Source organism: Rathayibacter sp. VKM Ac-2856, assembly GCF_013205055.1.
Classification (GTDB): domain Bacteria; phylum Actinomycetota; class Actinomycetes; order Actinomycetales; family Microbacteriaceae; genus Rathayibacter.
This window is the reverse complement of record NZ_JABMLF010000004.1, coordinates 298,322-316,426: the sequence shown is the minus strand read 5'-3', so window position 1 is coordinate 316,426 and position 18,105 is coordinate 298,322. Positions and strand designations below refer to the sequence as shown.

The following is an 18,105-nucleotide window of genomic DNA, read 5'->3' as shown; positions in this document are numbered from 1 at the left end:
CCCGGCGGGAACGTCAGTCGCGCTCGGCGCGCGCCTTCTCCTCCTCGCGCCAGCCGGCCTCCTTCTGGAGGTACTCGTTGTCGGCGAAGTCCGCGAAGTCGCTCTCGTCGGTGACGCGGCGCACCTCGAGCTTGTTGCCGGGGACGAGCGGGCAGCGCAGCGCCCACTCCTTCGCCTCGTCCTTCGAGGCGACCTCGATGATCCAGAAGCCGTTGAACAGCTCGTGCGTCGCGCCGTAGGCCCCGTCGGCGACGGCGGGCGGCTCGGAGGAGAAGTCGACGACGAAGCCGGAGGTCGCGACGTCGTCCGCGAGACCGTCGCCCGCGAGCAGGACGCCCGCGGTGATCATCGCCTCGTTGTACTGCCCCATCCGCGTGATGATCTCGTCGAACGGGATCTCCGCGTATGCGGCCTTGGCGGCGTCGGTCGCGCGCATGATCAGCATGTACTTCACGGTGTTCTCCTCGACGGTGACGGGCGCGCTCTGCGCCCCCCCTACTATCCCGCCGAACGCCCCCTCCGCGCTGGTCGACCAGCCCTCACGGGCGTATCGATCATGCTGCTCGATCACCCCTCCCCCACGGGCGAATCGATCATGCTGGTCGAGTAGCCCCAGAGGGGCGTATCGAGACCCACGCTGTCCGACCACCCCCGCAGGCGCGTCCCGACACCCCCTTCACCCCACCGCCCCGAGCAGCACCCGCACCACCGCGGCCGACCGATCGGCCGCATCATCCACGTGCGCCTCGAACGACCCCGGCTCGCAGAGGTCCGAGATCCCGCGCACCGACACGAACGGCAGCCCGTGCACGAACGCGGTCTGCGCGAGGGACACCGACTCCATGTCGGTCGCGAGCGCCCCGTCGTACAGCCCGCGCACCCGCGCGACGTGCTCCCCGGACACGAAGACGTCGCCCGACACGATCAGCCCGCGGCGCACCGTGATCGCGGAGCCGTCCGGCATCGTCGCGTCGAGGTCCGCGGCGAGCGCCGACCCGTGCCCGGAGTAGCGCGCGGGCATCCCCGGCACCTGCCCCATCGCGTAGCCGAACGCCTGCGCGTCCGCGTCGGTCTGCACGTACTCGTCGCCGACGACCACGTCGCCGACCCGCACCTCCGCGCCCAGTCCGCCCGCCGATCCGGCGCTGATCACCAGCGGCGCACCGCCGACGCGGAGGATCGCCGCGGTCAGCCCGCCGGCCGCGTTGACGAGACCGACGCCCGTCCGCACGAGCAGCACCGAGCGGCCGCCGACCTCGAGCTCCCACTGCAGCGAGTTGCCCACCGCCACCGGCTCCGGCCCGCCGCCCGCCGCCGCGAGGAAGGGCTCCGCCTCCTCGTCCATCGCGACGAGGACGATCGCCCCGACTCCGCTCACGCGGTGACCTGCTCCCACTCGTCGCGCTTCGCGAGGAACGTGCGCGCCGCGTCCTGCGCGCCCTCGAGCGAGTGGTTCGCGCCCCAGCCGCACTGCGTCTCGTTCGCGGCGGGCACCTCGGTGGCCTCGGTGATGTCGCGGAGGGTCGACTCGACGAGGTCGAGCACCTCGGGGAGCTCCGGCTCGCCCTGCAGGATCAGATAGAAGCCGGTCTGGCAGCCCATCGGCGAGAAGTCGACGACGCGGTCGGAGTGGTTGCGCGACTTCTCCGCGAACAGGTGCTCGAGCGAGTGCACGGTCGGCATCTCGAGGTGCCCGTGGTTGGGCTGGGTGAAGCGCACGTCGTACTTGACGAGGTGGTCACCGGCCGGGAGGGTCTTCGCGTCGGCCAGGCGCACGTAGGGCGCGGCGACGGTGCGGTGATCGAGGTTGAACGACTCGACGTTCATGCGCGGCTGATCCACGGTGGTCTCCTTCTCCTGGGGTCCCTCCATTGTCCCCCCGCGTCCGGGCAGGGCCCCGAGCCATGCTGATCGAGTAGCCGGCGACGCCGGCGTATCGAGATCCCCTACCGCGCCGCCGCGTCCTCGCCCGGCACGAAGCGGTACCCCATCCCCGCCTCCGTCAGCAGGAACCGCGGGTGCGCCGGATCGGGCTCGAGCTTCTTGCGCAGCTGCGCGAGGTAGAGCCGGAGGTAGCCGGTGTCGGTGACGTGCGTCGGCCCCCAGATCTCGTCGAGCAGCGAGCGCCGCGTGACCAGCCGGCCCGCGTTGCGGACGAGGATCTCGAGCACCTGCCACTCGGTCGGCGTCAGCCGCACGGCCGCGCCGTCGCGCATCGCGCTCTTCGCCGCCAGGTCCACGGTCACGTCGCCGATCCGCACCAGCGGCTCGCCCTCGGCCGGCTGCACGCGACGCGACAGCGCCCGGATCCGCGCGAGCACCTCGTCCATCGAGAACGGCTTGGTCACGTAGTCGTCCGCGCCGGCGTCGAGGGCGCCGACCTTGTCGGCCGACCCGGTGCGCCCCGACACCACGAGCACCGGCGCGCTCGTCCAGCCGCGCAGCGCCTGGATCACCTCGACCCCGTTCAGCCGCGGCATGCCCAGATCGATCATGTAGAGGTCCGGCCGCTCGTCGACCGCCCGGTTGATCGCCTCGGTCCCGTCGCCCGCGGTGACCACCTCGTAGCCGCGCGCGGTCAGCGTGATCCGCAGCGCGCGGAGGATCTGCGGGTCGTCGTCGGCGATCAGGATCTTCATGCGGCTCCTCCGGAGGCATCGGTCTCGGCGGCGACGGTCTCGCCTGCCGCACGGTCGTCGGCGACGACCGGCAGCGCCACCACCGGCAGCGTCACCACCATCGTCAGCCCGCCGCCCGGGGTGTCCTCGGCCTCGAGCGTCCCGCCCATGCCCTCGGTGAAGCCCTTCGACAGCGCGAGCCCGAGCCCGAGCCCCGTCGTGTTGTCGTCGTCGCCGAGCCGCTGGAACGGCACGAAGACCTCCTCCCGGCGCTCGATCGGGATCCCCGGGCCGTGGTCGACGATCCGCAGCTGCGCCGTCCCGCCGAAGACGCTGGTCGAGACGCGCACCCGGGTCCCCGCCGGCGCGTGGCGCACCGCGTTCGCCAGGAGGTTCACCACGACCCGCTGCAGCAGCACCCCGTCGGCGAGCAGCTCCGGCCCGTCGGGATCGAGGTCGAGATCGACCTCGGCCGGCCCGAGTCCCAGCTCGTCGAGGGCGGGCAGCACCACGTCGACCGCGTCGAGCGGCGCGAGCGACACCGCGAGCACCCCCGCTTCGAGCCGGGTCACGTCGAGCAGATCGGTGACCAGCGAGCCCAGGGTGGTGAGGCTCTCGTCGGCGGTCGCGAGCAGCTCCGACCGGTCGCTGTCGCTCCACTCGACGTCGCGCGAGCGCAGCCCCGAGACGGCGGCGGTCGCGGCGGCGAGCGGCCGGCGCAGATCATGGCTGACCGCCGAGAGCAGCGCGCTGCGCATCCGGTCGGTCTCGGCCAGCGGAGCCAGCGAGCTCGCCGTCTCGCTCAGCGCCGCGTGCTCGAGCACGGCGTCGAGCTGAGCGGCGACCACCTGCAGCAGCCGCCGCTCGCTGCCCTCCAGCTCCCGGCCGTGCAGCTCGAGCTCGGCGTGCGGGCCCACCGCGATCCGCGCGGGCTCCGCGTCGGCGCGCGGCTCCCCGTCGGCGGCGACGACCACTCCGTCGCGCACGAGTCGGACGCCCGCGAGGCCGAACGCCTCCCGCGCCCGCTCGAGGATCGCCTGAAGCGCGCCCTGCCCGCGGATCACCCCGCCCGCGATCGTCGCGAGCATCTCCGCCTCGGCGCCGGAGCGCTTCGCCGCGCGCGAGCGGCGGGCCGCGCGGTCGACCACGGCGCTCACCAGCACCGCGTTGAGCACGAAGAGCACGAGTGCCAGCGCGTGCAGCGGCTCCGCGACCGTGACCGTGTAGAGCGGATCGACGAAGAAGTAGTCGAGGGTCAGCGCCGAGAGGACGGCCGCGAACAGCGCCGGCCAGAGTCCGCCGACGATCGCGACGAGCACGACGAGCAGCTGGTACGCCAGGACGTCGCTCGTGATCGACTCGTCGCTGCGCAGTCCCGAGAGCAACCAGGTGACGAGCGGCCCGCCGACGAGCGCGACGGCCGCGCCGAGGAGGCGGCGCCGCACGGTCAGCGCACCGTCGATCCGCGGGAGCACCGCCGTCCGCCCGGCCGCCGCGTGGTTCACGATGTGCACGTCGATGTCGCCCGACTCGCGCACCACGGTCGCGCCGATCCCGGGGGTCAGCGCCGCGGCGAGGCGGCTGCGCCGGCTCACGCCGAGCACCAGCTGCGTGGCGTTCACCGAGCGCGCGAACTCCACGAGGGTGCGCGGCACGTCCTCGCCGACGACCTGGTGGTAGCTGCCGCCGAGCGACTCGACCAGCGCCCGCTGCGACTCGAGCAGCTGCGGCCGCGGCGTCCGCAGCCCGTCCGGCGTCAGCACGTGCACGGCGAGCAGGTCGCCGCGGGAGGCGCGCGCGGCGATCCGCGCACCGCGCCGCAGCAGGGTCTCCCCCTCCGGCCCCCCGGTAAGCGTCACGACGACGCGCTCCCGCGCCTCCCAGGTGCTGTCGATGCCGTGCTCGCCGCGGTAGTCGCGGAGAGCGCTGTCGACCTCGTCGGCCAGCCAGAGCAGGGCGAGCTCGCGCAGCGCCGTGAGGGTGCCGAGGCGGAAGTAGTGGGAGAGCGCCGCGTCGATCCGCTCCGGCGGGTGGACCAGGCCGGCGGCGAGCCGGTCGCGCAGGGCCTGCGGAGCGAGGTCGACCAGCTCCACCCGGTCGGCGGCGCGGAGCACGGCGTCCGGGACGCTCTCGCGCTGGGGCACTCCGGTGATCGACTCGACCACGTCGTTCAGCGAGGCGACGTGCTGGATGTCGACCGTCGAGAAGACCGTGATCCCGGCCTCCAGGAGCACGGCCACGTCCTCCCAGCGCTTCCGGTTCCGCGAGCCCGGGGCGTCGGTGTGCGCGAGCTCGTCCACCAGGGCGACCTCGGGCCGGCGGGCGAGCACCGCCTCCAGGTCCATCTCCTCGAGCCGCGTCCCGCGGTGCATCGCGACCCGCGGCGGGACGACCTCGAGACCCTCGACCAGCGCGGCCGTCGCGGCGCGGCCGTGCGTCTCGACGACGGCGACCACGACGTCGCGGCCCTCGGCGGCCAGCCGGTGGCCCTCCTCCAGCATCGCGACGGTCTTGCCGACGCCGGGCGCCGCTCCGAGCAGCACGCGCAGGCGGCCCTTCGTCATGCTCCGGCCTCCACCCTCGGCTCGCGAGATCGGCTCCGGCTCGCGGGATCGCGGCGTTCCGCCGAGCCGAGGGTGATTCTACGAGCCGGAGGCGCTCCCGGCTCAGCCGTTCAGGCGGTAGGCCTTCCAGAACTGGCGCATCGTCAGGCCGTACTCCTTGCGGAACAGCCGGGCCGCCGTGACGTACTCGTGCAGGCCGCACCGGGCGGCGAGCACGTCGAAGCCGTCGGGGCTGTCGGCCGCGCTGATCTCCGCCGCGAGCGCCGTCAGCCGGCTCGTCCGGATGTACTCGGACAGGGTCGGGCCGTCGCTGGCGAAGAGCCGGTGGATCGTGCGGGGACTGGTGTGGAAGACCTCGGCCAGGACGCCCACGCCCAGGTCGCGCTGGGCGATGTGATCGCGCACGTAGCCCTCGACGTGCTCGCGGGAGAGCTTGATCCGCTCCAGGTCGCCGACGGCGAGGTGCGCCCTGTTCGCCAGCGACGCCTCGATCAGACCCGTCATCTGCGCCATCTGCGCGCGGAAGGCCTCGGGCGCGATCGAGTCCTGCGTCGCGAGGTCGTGCGCGAGGGTCTGGAAGAGGCGCATGAGCCGCGGCGGCGAGAGGACCTCCAGCCCGTAGAGCGGCACCGAGGCCCGGAAGCGCTCGCTCAGCTGCTCGACCGGGAGGCTGACGTAGACGCACTCGCTCACGTCGTAGGTCTCGGACGACACCGCCTCGCCACCGCCCGCCACGCCGATGCAGCCGCGGGTGAGGCGATAGCGCTGAGTGCCGACCGAGATGAAGCACTCGCCCTCGATGAGGGCGACGATCTCGACCCGATCCCTTCTCGTGGAGTCACCCGGACCGGTTTCCGGAGAGGTGAAGTAATTGGCGCGAGCGGTCATCCGCTGGGCACTCACCTGGTCGATGATCAGGCGCTCGGACTCGGCCTCGAACGCCTCTCGACTGCGCGGATGGAATTCCCCGGCTCCCATCCACTCGCTGATCGCCTTCTCGGCACCGGGGCCGCTGAAGCGCTGCCGATCGATGCGGCAGGGCGCGCCCGGCCTGAGGGGGGAGTCCGTGGACCGCAGTGCGTCTTTCATGAGTGCTCAATCGTCTCGAGGAGTGCTGAGAGCGCCCGGGATCGGGATCCGCTCGCCACATGCCCGCGTCGCCAGAACATGTGATTTCTCATAGCCGCTGCCCGCGTATCCACCCGGTGAACGGGGATTCCTGCAGGCCGACCGAGCGGTGAGTGTAACAGCAGGAAAGGCGCATTCTTCAAGTCCGGCGCCATTTCCGCGCTTACGCGCCGAATCCGCCGATCTCCGCCATCGCACTTCCCCGGCTTTCTGCGGATGGCTGTCTTTCTATACACAGCTATCGACCTTTCTATACGTCCACATGAATGGAGAGGGCTTTCAGGATTCGACCATTGGCCATCGAGCGTCATCGGCTTTTCCTGCCAACTCCACTCGTCTGTGCCAGGCATTTCGGCGGGCGGCCCGAGGGGCGCACCATTCGGAGGACGACCGGGGCAGCCGGCGCTCCGATCCACCGGACCGGCCGAGGGCGTCGCCCGCCTCGGCCACCGCTCGCCCTGCCCCCCAGCGAAAGGGAATCCGAGATGAGAACACGACTGAACCGCCTCCTGGCGGCAGTGGCCGTCGCCGCCGCAGTGGCCGTTCCGAGCGCGATCGTCGTGGGCGGGCCCGCGCCGTCCGCCGTCGCGGACACCGCCGCGAGCGTCCCCGGCCTCCGCGTCTCCTACCTCCAGCTCGGAGCGACGGGCTCGCTGGCCCAGATCGACCCCGCCGGCATCGCGGCCTCGAACGTGATCGTCTTCGCCTTCGCCGACCCGGCGGGCAGCACCGCCGATCCCGCCGTCCTCGCGGCGATGCAGAAGGTCATCGACCACGAGGAGAAGGGGACGGTGAACCTGCTCAGCCTGGGCGGTCAGACCGTCACCCGCGACACGGTGAACACGGGGACGGCGAGCGCCGTCGGCTCCCGGCTGCTCGCCCAGATCGAGGACTACAACGCGAAGCTCACCGGCGGCAGCATCACCGGTGTCGACCTCGACCTCGAGAACGGCATCGACGCCGAGACGATCAGCGCCCTCGGCGCCACCGTCACGGGCGCGGGCCTCTCGCTCGCGGTCGCCCCGCAGGTCTACCTGAGCAGCGGGACCGACGTCGACCCCGCGTCCCCCACGAACCTGACCCTCACCTCCGGTGTCCACGACGGCGCGAACGACCAGTTCGGCCCGCTCGTCGCCTCCGGCACGGTCGACTACCTGCTCGCGCAGACGTACAACACCGGCGGCTGGACGGTCGGCGGAGTCGGCGAGAGCGATCCGCGGTTCTTCAGCACCATCGGCGACGCCCTGAACAGCGCGGTCCGACCCGACTGCTCCGGGGCGACCTCGCTCTGCATCGCCGATCGCACGAAAATCGTGATCGGGCAGGTCAGCAACGCCGGCGCCAGCGGCACCGCGAACAACGTCTTCGGCGGATCGGGCGCCGCGGCGTACGACCAGGCCGCGGTGCTGGCGAGCCTCGCGTCCCAGTGGAAGGCGATGGCGCAGGAGCCCGCGCTCTACGGCCACGTCGCCGGCGTCATGCAGTGGTCGCTGAACAACGACTACGCGCCCTCCGCCTGGGGTGACGCCTCGGCCGCTCCCGGTGCCTTCAGCGTCGCGCTCTTCGGGGCGACCCCGCCGGCGCCCTCGCCCTACTTCCTCCTGCAGGTGAGCAACACCGGCCCCGACAGCCCCGACTCCGGCGCCTACGCCTCGGCCACGCTCGTGGTCGACTCGCAGTACTGGATCTTCGGCAACAAGTGGGGCACGGCGCTCAGCCCGGGCGCGAACGAGTCCTACGGCACCTCGGCCTCGTCGCGGAACCCCGCGACCCCGTACGTGATCGACAGCAGCAGCCTCGACTCGATCTTCGCCGGCGGCCGGACGTCCTTCGCCGCCTCGCAGGTGCTGATCAACGGCTACTCCTCGCAGAGCGACGTCGGCGCCCCGGGCGTGCAGTACTCCTGCCCTCTCGGCGCGGGCTACACCTTCGAGGCCGGCCACTCCTACAACGTGCAGGTCAACGCGAACTCGGGCTACAGGTCCTGCGCGATCTCGAAGGTGAGCTGACCCGTCCGCACTCCTCGGGCGGGCCGCACCGTGCCCATCCTCCCCAGCGGCCCGCCCGAGGTCGCGACCGGCCCCCCGCCGGTCGCCGTCCCCCGTCTCCCGGACATCCCGTCCGGGAGACCTCGAGAACGAGAGGAACACCCCATGTCCCGACACCCGCTCCCCCAGGCGATCGCCGGAGTCGTGCTCGTCGCCGGCCTGCTCACCGGCTGCGCTCCCAGCACCGGCACCGCGTCGCAGTCGTCCACCGGCTCCAGCACCGCCGCCGCGAAGACCGCGGAGCCGTCGACCCTCGCGCCGGTCGGCGAGAGCCGCGCGGGCGACTTCGAGGGCCTCAACGGCAAGACGGTCGCCGGCACCGCGACAGTGGACGGCACGACCGTCGACCTGAGCGGCTTCTCCTCCGACGAGGGCCCCGACCTGCACCTCTACCTCACGAACGGCACGGACGAGAAGGCCGTGAGCGCCGGGCTCGAGATCGGCGAGGTCTCCTTCGACACGGCGACGCAGTCCTTCTCGGTCGAGAACGCCGGCGACTACGGCTACGTGGTCGTTCACTGCGACAAGGCCAAGGCCGTGTTCGGCGCCGCGAAGCTCTCGTGAGCCGGTCCGGGTGGCGCTGGGCGGCCGCGGCCCTCGGCGCCGCCGTCCGCGTCGCCCTGGGCGTCCTCTGGATCAACGAGGGCGCGATCAAGCTCCGCTCGGGGTTCGGCGGCTCCGACATCCTGCTCGTCGCCTCCGGAGCCGTCGACAACGACCGGGTGCCCGAGTACTTCCGGTTCTTCGCGTCCACTGCTCTGCACGATCACTCGGCTCTCCTCGGATTCGTCACCCCGGTCGTCGAGATCGGGCTGGGCGCTGCGCTGATCGCGGGGATCCTCACCGCGCCGGTCGCTCTCGCGTCGCTGGCGACGCTGCTGATGTACTGGTCGGCCGATCAGCTCATCGACGAGTACCCGGTGATGGCACTGCTCTCGGGCGTCGTCCTGGCCATCGCCGGGACCTGCTCGCGGATCACCGTCACCACCGCCCTCCTCCGCGTCGTGCGGAGCCGGCACGGCACCCTGGCCGACGCCCTGGAACGACCGGGCGTGCGCCGCTGGCTCTGACGGGCCGACCGACCGGGCGGCCGGGTGCCGCCGGGTCCGACGACGCGAGCGTCGCGCCCGGCGGCACTCCGGTCAGACGGTGATCGAGACGGTCTGGCTCGTAGCACCGAGGGTCGCGATGATGTCCCCCTCGGTCCCGGTGTAGACCGGGCCCCTGGTCACGGTGGCGGTCACGCGGTACGTGCCGGTCGGGGACGTGCTCAGGCTGCTCGTCGAGGTGGGGACGGCCTGCTTGACCTGGAACTTCCTCCCGCCGGAGAGCGAGACCGACACCGCGCTCCGGTACTCGCCCGCGGGGATCAGGATGTGCCCGGTGCGAGGGCTGTCCACCACCACGCCCTGCCCCCAGCCCTCGACGTCCTGCTCCGAGACGATGTCCACCCGCGCCTCCACGGGCAGCACCACCGGGGTGAAGGACTCGGCGATGGTGCCCACGCTCACCTCGATGGAGAACAGGGCTCCCCTCGGCAGGATGCGGAGGCCGACGAAGGGTCCGGGGTCCTCCGGCGGGACCGTCGAGGCAGCAGCGCCCGGTGCGCTCACGGCCGCGGCGAGCACCGGAGCGGTCCAGGCGACCGCGAGGCCGTCCCGGCGCCGGAAGGTTCCGGTGGTTGCGCTGTCATTCTCGGGCTGGGTCGTCATGTCGTCCTCTTTCGCGGTGGGTCAGTGGTCCGTCGTCCTCGCAGCCTAGGAGCCGTCGGCGCCCGCGATCCGGCCCGAGCAGCCCCCCTTCCGTGCCACTGCCGCGGCTCGACGACTCCCTCCGACGCGGCCCCCGACCGCGCTCCCCCGCGCTCGCGTCCGTCGCGCACCGCTCGTTCTGAGAGCGGTCTCCCCTAGTACTGGCGCGGGTCCCCCTCGGAAGATCACGGTTCGGCAACGCTGCCGATCCGTCGGCCTCCGCGCTTTACAGAGCGGGGATCGCCCAATATGTTGTCTCCGTGGACAAAGCCCCTCGGGGCTTCCCCGCCCTCCCGGGCGACGACACGACGACGTGCTCCCACCTGCACGCTCTCGCGCCGTCCTCATCCTCGGACACTGCTTTCAGAGAGGAATGCACTCCATGAAGTTCTCCCGCAGCATCACCACGCTGGCCGCCGCCGGCATCATCTCCCTCGGCCTCGCGGCCTGTTCCGCGAGCCCCGCCAACTCGGGCGGCGCCGCTGCAGGCGCCGGCGCCGAGGGCGACTGCACCGTCGGCATCTCGATGCCCACCCGCAGCCTCGAGCGCTGGATCAACGACGGCGAAGGCCTCCAGTCCCAGCTCGAGGGCGACGGCTGCACCGTCGACCTCCAGTACGCGGACAACAAGACCGACCAGCAGATCTCGCAGATCCAGAACCAGATCGCCGGCGGCTCGAAGATCCTCGTGGTCGCGGCCATCGACGGCGAGGCCCTCGCCCCCGTCCTCGCCGAGGCGAAGAAGCAGAACGCGACCGTCATCGCCTACGACCGCCTGATCAACGGCACCGCCGACGTCGACTACTACGCGACGTTCGACAACTACAAGGTCGGCCAGCTCCAGGGCCAGTACATCGAGTCGACCCTCGACCTCGCGAACGCCGCGGGTCCGTTCACCCTCGAGCCCTTCGCCGGCAGCCCCGACGACAACAACGCGAAGTTCTTCTTCTCCGGCGCGTGGGACGTCCTGCAGCCCTACATCGAGAGCGGCAAGCTCGTCGTCCCGTCCGGCAAGTCGCCCGCCTCGGACGACGACTGGGCCTCGATCGGCATCCAGGGCTGGGCCTCGGACAAGGCGCAGTCCGAGATGGACAACCGCCTCTCCTCCTTCTACACGGGTGACCAGAAGGTCGACGTGGTCCTCTCTCCCAACGACAGCCTGGCCATCGGCATCGAGGCCTCGCTGAAGTCGGCCGGCTACGCGCCCGGCGCCGACTACCCGATCATCACCGGACAGGACGCCGACAAGGCGAACGTCAAGGCGATCCTCGCCGACGAGCAGTCGATGACGGTCTGGAAGGACACCCGCACCCTCGGCGACCGCGTCTTCCAGATGGTGCAGTCGATCGTCGCGGGCGACGAGCCCGAGGTGAACGACACCGAGACGTACGACAACGGCGAGAAGGTCGTCCCGTCCTACCTCCTCGAGCCGCAGGTCGTCGTCAAGGACGACGTGCAGTCGACCCTCATCGACTCCGGCTTCCTCAAGGCCGGCGACGTCGGACTCTGATCGGTCGGGCGGGGCAGGGGAGGAGTGATCCTCCCCCACCCCGCCCTTCTTCCCCGCGTCCCCACCCATCCTCTGCACAACGAAGTGAGGCCCTGTTGGCCAGTCCCATCCTCATCATGCGCGACATCGTCAAGGAGTTCGGCGGCGGCGTCCGCGCCCTCGACGGGGTCTCGCTCTCGGTCCAGCCGGGCGAGGTCCACGCCATCTGCGGCGAGAACGGCGCCGGCAAGTCGACGCTCATGAAGGTGCTCTCGGGCGTCTACCCCGTCGGCAGCTTCGACGGCTCGATCGAGTTCGAGGGCCGCCAGGCGCAGTACCGCTCGATCAACGACAGCGAAGCCGACGGCATCGTCATCATCCACCAGGAGCTCGCGCTGAGCCCCTACCTCTCCATCGCCGAGAACATCTTCCTCGGCAACGAGAAGTCCACCCGCGGCGTCATCAACTGGAACGCCACGAACGCGGAGGCGGCCAAGCTGCTCGCCCGCGTCGGCCTCGCCGAGAGCCCGGCCACGAAGATCCTCGAGCTGGGCGTCGGCAAGCAGCAGCTCGTCGAGATCGCCAAGGCGCTCGCGAAGGAGGTGAAGCTCCTCATCCTCGACGAGCCCACCGCCGCTCTCAACGACGAGGACAGCGACCACCTGCTCGGCCTGATCGACCAGCTGCGCCGCCAGGGCATCACCTGCATCATCATCAGCCACAAGCTGAAGGAGATCCGCGCCATCGCGGACACGGTGACGATCATCCGCGACGGCCGCACCATCGAGAGCTTCGCGATGGCCGGCGAGGACGCCTCCGAGAGCCGCATCATCCGCGCGATGGTCGGCCGCGACCTCAACAGCATGTTCCCGCCGCGCGATCCGCAGATCGGCGAGGAGAAGCTCCGCGTCGAGAACTGGACGGTGCACCACCCGGTCGACATCGACCGGGTCGTCGTCGAGGACGCCTCCTTCACCGTGCGCGCCGGCGAGATCGTCGGCTTCGCGGGCCTGATGGGCGCCGGGCGCACCGAACTGGCGATGAGCATCTTCGGCCGCAGCTACGGCACCGGCATCTCCGGACGCGTCTTCAAGGACGGGAAGGAGATCCAGACCCGCACCGTCGAGGAGGCGATCCGCAACGGCCTCGCCTACGCGACCGAGGACCGCAAGCGCTACGGCCTCAACCTCATCGGCGACATCACCGTCAACGTGTCCGCTGCGGCGCTGTCGCGACTCGCCCGCCTCGGCGTGATCGACAAGCACCGCGAGTACAAGGTCGCCGACTCGTACCGCTCGAAGATGAACATCAAGGCCCCGAGCGTCTCCGCCGTCACCGGCAAGCTCTCGGGCGGCAACCAGCAGAAGGTCGTCCTCTCGAAGTGGATCTTCTCGGGTCCCGACGTGCTGATCCTCGACGAGCCCACCCGAGGCATCGACGTGGGAGCCAAGTACGAGATCTACGGCATCATCAACGAGCTCGCGGCCCAGGGCAAGGCGGTCGTCGTCATCTCGTCCGAGCTGCCCGAGCTGATCGGGCTGGCCGACCGGATCTACACCATCTCCGAGGGGCGCATCACGGGCGAGATCGACCGTGCCGACGCCACCCAGGAGCACCTCATGCACTACATGACCGCCGGAAAGGAACAGGCCCGATGAGCGCCACGACCACGACAGCCCCGAGCGGCACGCCGGCGAGCACGCCGTCGACGCCGCCCAAGCGCGCACGCCGACTGAACATCAACCTCCGCCAGTACGGCATCCTCGCCGCGCTCGCGATCATCATCCTGCTGTTCCAGGTCCTGACGGGCGGCCGCCTCCTGCTGCCGGGCAACGTCAACAACCTGATCCAGCAGAACGCGTACGTCCTGATCCTCGCCATCGGCATGGTGATGGTGATCATCGCCGGCCACATCGACCTCTCGGTCGGCTCGGTCGTCGCCATGGTCGGCGCCATCTCGGCGATCGCGATGAACAACTGGGGCCTGCCCTGGTGGGCCGCCGTCGTCGTCGCCCTGGTCACCGGCGCCGCCGTCGGCGCCTGGCAGGGCTTCTGGGTCGCCTTCGTCGGCATACCGGCGTTCATCGTGACGCTCGCGGGCATGCTGATCTTCCGCGGCTTCACCCTGGTGCTGCTCACCGGCGGCACGATCAACGGCCTCCCGACCGAGTTCACCGCGATCGGCGCCGGCTGGCTGCCGGGCGTGCTCGGCGGCATCGCCGGCCGCGACGCCCTCACCCTGGTGCTCGGCCTGCTCGTCTGCGTCGTGTTCGTCGTCCAGCAGCTGCGCTCCCGGGCGACGCTGCGCCGCCTCGAGCTCCCGCGCGAGCCGATCGGCGCCCTCTGGGCGAAGTCGGCCGTCACGGTCGTCGCGGTCATGGCGCTCGCCTGGCTGCTGGCCGGCTACAGCGGCACCCCGATCATCCTGATCGTGCTCGCCGTGCTGATCCTCGCCTACAGCTTCGTGCTCGGCCGGACGGTCTTCGGCCGCCACATCTACGCGATGGGCGGCAACCTGTTCGCCGCGATGATGTCCGGCGTGAAGACGAAGTGGGTCAACTTCTTCATCTTCGTGAACATGGGCGCCCTCGCCGGTGTCGCGGGCATCGTCAGCACCGCCCGTGCCGGCGGCGCCGTCGCCTCCGCCGGTCAGAACTACGAGCTCGACGCGATCGCCGCGGTCTTCATCGGCGGCGCGGCCGTCCAGGGCGGCGTCGGCACCGTGATCGGAGCGGTCATCGGCGGTCTCGTGATGGGCGTGCTCAACATGGGCCTGTCGATCCTCTCCGTCGACGCCGCCTGGCAGATGGCGATCAAGGGCTTCGTGCTCCTGCTGGCCGTCGCGTTCGACATCTTCAACAAGAGGAGGGCGGGCGGGCGCTAGCCTTCTCTCCTCCCTGCACCGTGCTCGGGCGCGCGCTCTCCCCGGAGGGCACGCGCCCGAGCGCATCCCCGGACCGGTGCCCCACCGCGCCGACGAGAGGCTGAGCAGCATGGCAGGAGCAGTCGGAGCATCGAGCAACGCTCTGCTCCGTCGGCACAACCTCGCCGCCATCGCGACCCTGGTGCACCGCTCGGGGCCGATCAGCCGCGCGGAGCTGGGCCGTCTGACGGGCCTGAACCGCTCGGCCGTGGCGAACCTGGTCGGCGAGCTGAGCGAGCTCGGCTGGGTCGAGGAGGAGACGGCGGCCTCCGACGGCCGCATCGGCCGGCCGAGCGCCACGGTCGTGCCGGGCCGACGGGCCGCCGTGGTCGGCGTGCACCTCGACACCGACGCGATCATCGTCGGGCTGGTCGGCCTGCACGGCGATCTGCTGCGCCGGGTCCGCTTCGACACTCCGAAGCCCGCGAGCCCCGCGACCGTCGTGCGGGTGGTCAGCGGCATCGTGGCCGGGTTCCGCGCCGAGAGCGAGACCCACCGCGTCCTCCTCGGCGTCGGCGTCGCCGTGCCGGGGCTCGTCCAGGCCGACTCCGGCTTCGTGCACCGCGCCCCGCACCTGGGCTGGCGCGACGTCGACCTCGCCTCGCAGCTCGGCCGGGCCCTCGACCTCCCCGTCTCCGTCGGCAACGACGCGACCCTCGGCGCGATCGGCGAGTCCCTCTTCGGCGCCGCGCGGGGCGTCGCCGACGTCGTCTACGTCAGCGGAGGAGCCAGCGGGATCGGCGGCGGCGTCATCATCGGCGGCGTCCCACTGCAGGGCTCCTCCGGCTTCGCCGCCGAGCTCGGCCACACCCTCGTCGCCGCGAACGGCCGCCTCTGCGGCTGCGGACGGCACGGCTGCCTCGAGGCCGAGGTCCGGATGCGCTCGCTCCTGGACGTGCTCGGCGCCCGCGTCCTCGACCAGGACGAGCTCGACATCGCGCTGGGCACCTCCCGCGACCCCGCCGTCCTCGCCGAGGTCGCCCGGCAGGTCGACCTGCTCGCCGAGGGTCTGTCGACGTACATCAACCTCTTCAACCCGACCGCGGTCGTCCTGGGCGGCTTCCTCGGCTCCCTGCTCACGGTCGACCGGGAGCGCCTGGCCGCGCGGGTCTCAGCCCGCGCGCTCAGCGACCTCGCCCGGGGCGTGCGGATCGAGCGCGCGGCGCTGCGATCGAGGCTGGAGCTGGTGGGCGCCGCGGAGCTACCCTGGCGTCGCGCGCTCGCGGATCCCGCGGCGGCGGGCGGATCCGAACCGTCCGCCTCCTCCGGCCCCGGCACGCGCACGGACGCTCTCGGCGCCCGCGCCTGACCCGACGTCGAGGAGCACGACCATGGCCGACTTCAACGAGCAGATCATCGCCGAGTTCCGCGCGAACGGCGGCACGGTCACGACGGCCGGCTTCGGCCGAAGCCTCGTCCTCGTTCACCACACCGGCGCGCGCTCCGGCGAGGAGCGCATCGCCCCGCTGATGGGCCTGCACCCCTCCGACGACGTCTGGCTGATCGCCGCCTCCGCCGCTGGCGCTCCGAAGCACCCGGCCTGGTTCCACAACCTCGAGGCGAACCCCGACACCGAGATCGAGACGCCCGACGACGGCACCGTCCCCGTCCGCGCCCGCACCCTCGAGGGCGCCGAGCGCGACGCCGCCTGGAAGCGCTTCACCGACGCCTCCGACGGCTTCAAGGGCTACGAGGCCAAGACCACCCGCACCATCCCCGTCGTCGAGCTCACCCGCCGCTGACCCCCGCCCCTCCCTCTTCGCGAGATGCCACTTGTGCACGCGACACGCCGCGAAAAGCGTGCACAAGTGGCATCTCGCGGGAGGGGAGGGGACGACGCGGCCCCTGGGAACGACGAAGCCCCCGACCGGGATCCGGTCGGGGGCTGTCTCTGGTGCGCGAGGGGGGAGTTGAACCCCCACGCCCTTTCGGGCACACGGACCTGAACCGTGCGCGTCTGCCTATTCCGCCACTCGCGCTCACCAACGGCACCGAAGCACCGACGAGAAAGACTAGCATCCCCGCGCCGAGACCCGAAACCGCGCCCGCTCCACCGGCCTTCGCGCAGCTCCTCCGGCTCGCGGACAACCCGGCGCCCGCACCCCGAAAGCCCCTCGGGGAGGCCGTACGCAGAGCATCCCAGTAACATGCCCGTAGCCGTGCGCGGCGCAGACAGGAGATCGGAAGCGGACCGGGCGCGCAGACACCTCGATCCGCACGCGACCGCCGAGAGGCGAAGAAACGGAAGATCGGAAGACTGTGGGCATTCTGGACAACTTCGAGAAGGGACTCGAGCGCGTCGTCAACGGCGCGTTCGCTCGGACCTTCAAGTCGGGTCTGCAGCCGGTCGAGCTCGCTTCCGCCCTCCGCCGGGAGCTCGACACCACCGCGGCCGTCGTCACCCGCGACCGCATCCTCGTGCCCAACCAGCTGACCCTGCGCATGTCCGCCGCCGACCTCGACCGGATGGAGCGGATGGGCCCGACGCTCATCGACGAGCTCACCACCGTCGCCACCGAGCACGCCAAGAAGCAGGGCTTCCGCTTCTCCGGCCCGATCGACATCTCCCTCGCCGCCGACGAGTCGCTCAGCGCCGGGATGGTCGAGGTCGACTCCCGCAGCGTCAAGGGCGTCGTCTCGTCGAACCCCGCGCTCGAGATCGACGGCAAGCGGTACCCGATCACGAAGTCCCGGACCGTCATCGGCCGCGGCAGCGACGCCGACATCACCGTCGACGACTCCGGCACCTCGCGCAAGCACGTCGAGATCCTCTGGGACGGCGTCCGCGCCCAGGTCCACGACCTCGGCTCCACCAACGGATCCAAGCTCGACGGCAGGCCCGTCACCCAGGCGCCGCTCTCGCCCGGCCAGACCATCTCGATCGGACGCACGCGGATCGTCTTCCGCGTCGTCCAGGGCGCCGCACCCGCGCGCGCCGACCGCTCGCCGTCCGGTCCGTCCGGGCGCTCCTCCGAGGGATTCTGGGACGACCGGCTATGAGCGAGCTCACTCTCTTCCTCCTGCGCATCGCGTTCCTCGCGCTGCTGTGGTTCTTCGTGTTCGGAATCGTCTACGCGCTGCGCTCCGACCTGTTCGGTCAGCGGGTGCGCAAGCTCCCGGCCGGCCAGCAGCCGGCCGCCGGGCAGGACGCCGCCCCGTTCGTCACCGCGGCCCAGCCCGTCGTCGCTCCGGCGGCCGCCCCCGCCGCGGCGCCGCAGCCGTCCGCCCCGTCCGCGCGGCGCTCCCGCGAGGAGCGGACCGACTCCGGCGGCGTCGCGACGGTGCACTCCGCGCAGCGGCTCGTCATCACCTCGGGCCCCAAGCGCGGCACGGAGCTCGAGCTCAACGGCGAGCCGCTCACGATCGGCCGCTCCTCGGAGTCGGCGCTGGTGATCCGCGACGACTACACCTCGACCCACCACGCGCGCCTCCTGATCTGGAACGACGAGTGGATGATCCAGGACCTCGACTCCACGAACGGCACGTTCCTCGATGGCCGCCGGGTCGGCGCGCCCACCAAGGTGCCGCTGAACACCCCGGTCAAGGTCGGCACGACGACCTTCGAGCTGCGGCGGTCGTAGCGC

General features: G+C 71.5%; 17 protein-coding genes and 1 tRNA gene. 10 read left to right on the top strand and 8 right to left on the bottom strand.

What is annotated here, in order from left to right; genetic code table 11:
• Positions 1-13: 13 nt before the first annotated feature.
• The 6 genes from HQQ82_RS14435 to HQQ82_RS14410 form a co-directional block, all read right to left on the bottom strand.
• Complete coding sequence (locus HQQ82_RS14435) at positions 14-454, bottom strand: YciI family protein (protein WP_173234694.1); 441 nt, start codon at positions 452-454, stop codon at positions 14-16.
• Positions 455-676: 222 nt separating this feature from the next.
• On the bottom strand, positions 677-1,378 hold the full coding sequence (gene mtnN / locus HQQ82_RS14430; RefSeq protein WP_367947952.1) for a 5'-methylthioadenosine/S-adenosylhomocysteine nucleosidase: 702 nt from the start codon (positions 1,376-1,378) through the stop codon (positions 677-679).
• Positions 1,375-1,872, bottom strand: a complete 498-nt coding sequence (locus tag HQQ82_RS14425) for an S-ribosylhomocysteine lyase (protein ID WP_254073005.1) — start codon at positions 1,870-1,872, stop codon at positions 1,375-1,377. Before HQQ82_RS14425 ends, mtnN begins: the two co-directional genes overlap by 4 nt.
• Positions 1,873-1,946: 74 nt before the next feature.
• Entirely contained in the window at positions 1,947-2,639 is a 693-nt protein-coding gene (locus HQQ82_RS14420; RefSeq protein WP_173234380.1) for a response regulator, read from the bottom strand.
• Positions 2,636-5,182: a DUF4118 domain-containing protein gene (locus tag HQQ82_RS14415; RefSeq protein WP_173234378.1), complete on the bottom strand. Its 2,547-nt coding sequence runs from the start codon at positions 5,180-5,182 to the stop codon at positions 2,636-2,638. Before HQQ82_RS14415 ends, HQQ82_RS14420 begins: the two co-directional genes overlap by 4 nt.
• A gap of 102 nt (positions 5,183-5,284) precedes the next feature.
• Entirely contained in the window at positions 5,285-6,160 is an 876-nt protein-coding gene (locus tag HQQ82_RS14410) for an AraC family transcriptional regulator (protein ID WP_173234376.1), read from the bottom strand.
• 635 nt (positions 6,161-6,795) lie between these two features.
• On the opposite strand from HQQ82_RS14410, the gene HQQ82_RS14405 reads away from it, so the two are divergent.
• The 3 genes from HQQ82_RS14405 (at position 6,796) to HQQ82_RS14395 (ending at position 9,428) form a co-directional block, all read left to right on the top strand.
• Positions 6,796-8,319 (top strand): hypothetical protein, encoded by a 1,524-nt coding sequence (locus HQQ82_RS14405; protein WP_173234374.1) that lies wholly within the window; start codon positions 6,796-6,798, stop codon positions 8,317-8,319.
• A 144-nt stretch (positions 8,320-8,463) separates the two neighbouring features.
• Positions 8,464-8,922 (top strand): DM13 domain-containing protein, encoded by a 459-nt coding sequence (locus HQQ82_RS14400; RefSeq protein WP_173234372.1) that lies wholly within the window; start codon positions 8,464-8,466, stop codon positions 8,920-8,922.
• A complete protein-coding gene (locus tag HQQ82_RS14395) occupies positions 8,919-9,428 on the top strand; it encodes a DoxX family membrane protein (protein ID WP_173234370.1) in 510 nt (169 codons plus the stop codon). Before HQQ82_RS14400 ends, HQQ82_RS14395 begins: the two co-directional genes overlap by 4 nt.
• Positions 9,429-9,500: 72 nt before the next feature.
• Here HQQ82_RS14395 and HQQ82_RS14390 read toward each other — a convergent pair whose 3' ends face one another.
• Positions 9,501-10,070 (bottom strand): hypothetical protein, encoded by a 570-nt coding sequence (locus HQQ82_RS14390; protein WP_173234368.1) that lies wholly within the window; start codon positions 10,068-10,070, stop codon positions 9,501-9,503.
• 412 nt (positions 10,071-10,482) lie between these two features.
• Between HQQ82_RS14390 and chvE the strand changes: the two genes are divergently transcribed.
• The 5 genes from chvE to HQQ82_RS14365 all read left to right on the top strand — a co-directional run bounded on the left by chvE (position 10,483) and on the right by HQQ82_RS14365 (position 16,263).
• Entirely contained in the window at positions 10,483-11,619 is a 1,137-nt protein-coding gene (chvE, locus tag HQQ82_RS14385) for a multiple monosaccharide ABC transporter substrate-binding protein (protein ID WP_173234366.1), read from the top strand.
• A 116-nt stretch (positions 11,620-11,735) separates the two neighbouring features.
• Complete coding sequence (gene mmsA, locus HQQ82_RS14380; protein ID WP_173234688.1) at positions 11,736-13,256, top strand: multiple monosaccharide ABC transporter ATP-binding protein; 1,521 nt, start codon at positions 11,736-11,738, stop codon at positions 13,254-13,256.
• Positions 13,253-14,482, top strand: a complete 1,230-nt coding sequence (gene mmsB / locus HQQ82_RS14375) for a multiple monosaccharide ABC transporter permease (protein ID WP_173234364.1) — start codon at positions 13,253-13,255, stop codon at positions 14,480-14,482. Before mmsA ends, mmsB begins: the two co-directional genes overlap by 4 nt.
• A gap of 109 nt (positions 14,483-14,591) precedes the next feature.
• A complete protein-coding gene (locus tag HQQ82_RS14370) occupies positions 14,592-15,830 on the top strand; it encodes an ROK family transcriptional regulator (protein WP_173234363.1) in 1,239 nt (412 codons plus the stop codon).
• Between the two features lie 22 nt (positions 15,831-15,852).
• The gene (locus HQQ82_RS14365; protein WP_173234361.1) at positions 15,853-16,263 is read left to right on the top strand and encodes a nitroreductase/quinone reductase family protein; all 411 of its coding nucleotides are present in this window, start codon (positions 15,853-15,855) and stop codon (positions 16,261-16,263) included.
• 150 nt (positions 16,264-16,413) lie between these two features.
• On the opposite strand, the gene HQQ82_RS14360 is transcribed toward HQQ82_RS14365, so the two are convergent.
• Positions 16,414-16,500, bottom strand: a tRNA-Leu gene (locus tag HQQ82_RS14360).
• A gap of 280 nt (positions 16,501-16,780) precedes the next feature.
• Between HQQ82_RS14360 and HQQ82_RS14355 the strand changes: the two genes are divergently transcribed.
• Entirely contained in the window at positions 16,781-17,521 is a 741-nt protein-coding gene (locus HQQ82_RS14355) for an FhaA domain-containing protein (RefSeq protein ID WP_173234353.1), read from the top strand.
• Entirely contained in the window at positions 17,518-18,102 is a 585-nt protein-coding gene (locus tag HQQ82_RS14350; protein ID WP_173234351.1) for an FHA domain-containing protein, read from the top strand. The genes HQQ82_RS14355 and HQQ82_RS14350 overlap by 4 nt, the downstream gene beginning before the upstream one ends.
• Positions 18,103-18,105 lie beyond the last annotated feature (3 nt).

Bases quoted from the DNA above. Each gene is read 5' to 3' on its own strand.
- HQQ82_RS14410 (WP_173234376.1), bottom strand. From the start codon at position 6,160: ATGGGAGCCGGGGAATTCCATCCGCGCAGTCGAGAGGCGTTCGAGGCC.
- HQQ82_RS14425 (WP_254073005.1), bottom strand. From the start codon at position 1,872: ATGGAGGGACCCCAGGAGAAGGAGACCACCGTGGATCAGCCGCGCATG.
- mmsA (WP_173234688.1), top strand. From the start codon at position 11,736: ATGCGCGACATCGTCAAGGAGTTCGGCGGCGGCGTCCGCGCCCTCGAC.
- HQQ82_RS14370 (WP_173234363.1), top strand. From the start codon at position 14,592: ATGGCAGGAGCAGTCGGAGCATCGAGCAACGCTCTGCTCCGTCGGCAC.
- mmsB (WP_173234364.1), top strand. From the start codon at position 13,253: ATGAGCGCCACGACCACGACAGCCCCGAGCGGCACGCCGGCGAGCACG.
- HQQ82_RS14365 (WP_173234361.1), top strand. From the start codon at position 15,853: ATGGCCGACTTCAACGAGCAGATCATCGCCGAGTTCCGCGCGAACGGC.
- HQQ82_RS14390 (WP_173234368.1), bottom strand. From the start codon at position 10,070: ATGACGACCCAGCCCGAGAATGACAGCGCAACCACCGGAACCTTCCGG.
- HQQ82_RS14350 (WP_173234351.1), top strand. From the start codon at position 17,518: ATGAGCGAGCTCACTCTCTTCCTCCTGCGCATCGCGTTCCTCGCGCTG.
- chvE (WP_173234366.1), top strand. From the start codon at position 10,483: ATGCACTCCATGAAGTTCTCCCGCAGCATCACCACGCTGGCCGCCGCC.
- HQQ82_RS14405 (WP_173234374.1), top strand. From the start codon at position 6,796: ATGAGAACACGACTGAACCGCCTCCTGGCGGCAGTGGCCGTCGCCGCC.
- HQQ82_RS14420 (WP_173234380.1), bottom strand. From the start codon at position 2,639: ATGAAGATCCTGATCGCCGACGACGACCCGCAGATCCTCCGCGCGCTG.
- HQQ82_RS14400 (WP_173234372.1), top strand. From the start codon at position 8,464: ATGTCCCGACACCCGCTCCCCCAGGCGATCGCCGGAGTCGTGCTCGTC.
- HQQ82_RS14415 (WP_173234378.1), bottom strand. From the start codon at position 5,182: ATGACGAAGGGCCGCCTGCGCGTGCTGCTCGGAGCGGCGCCCGGCGTC.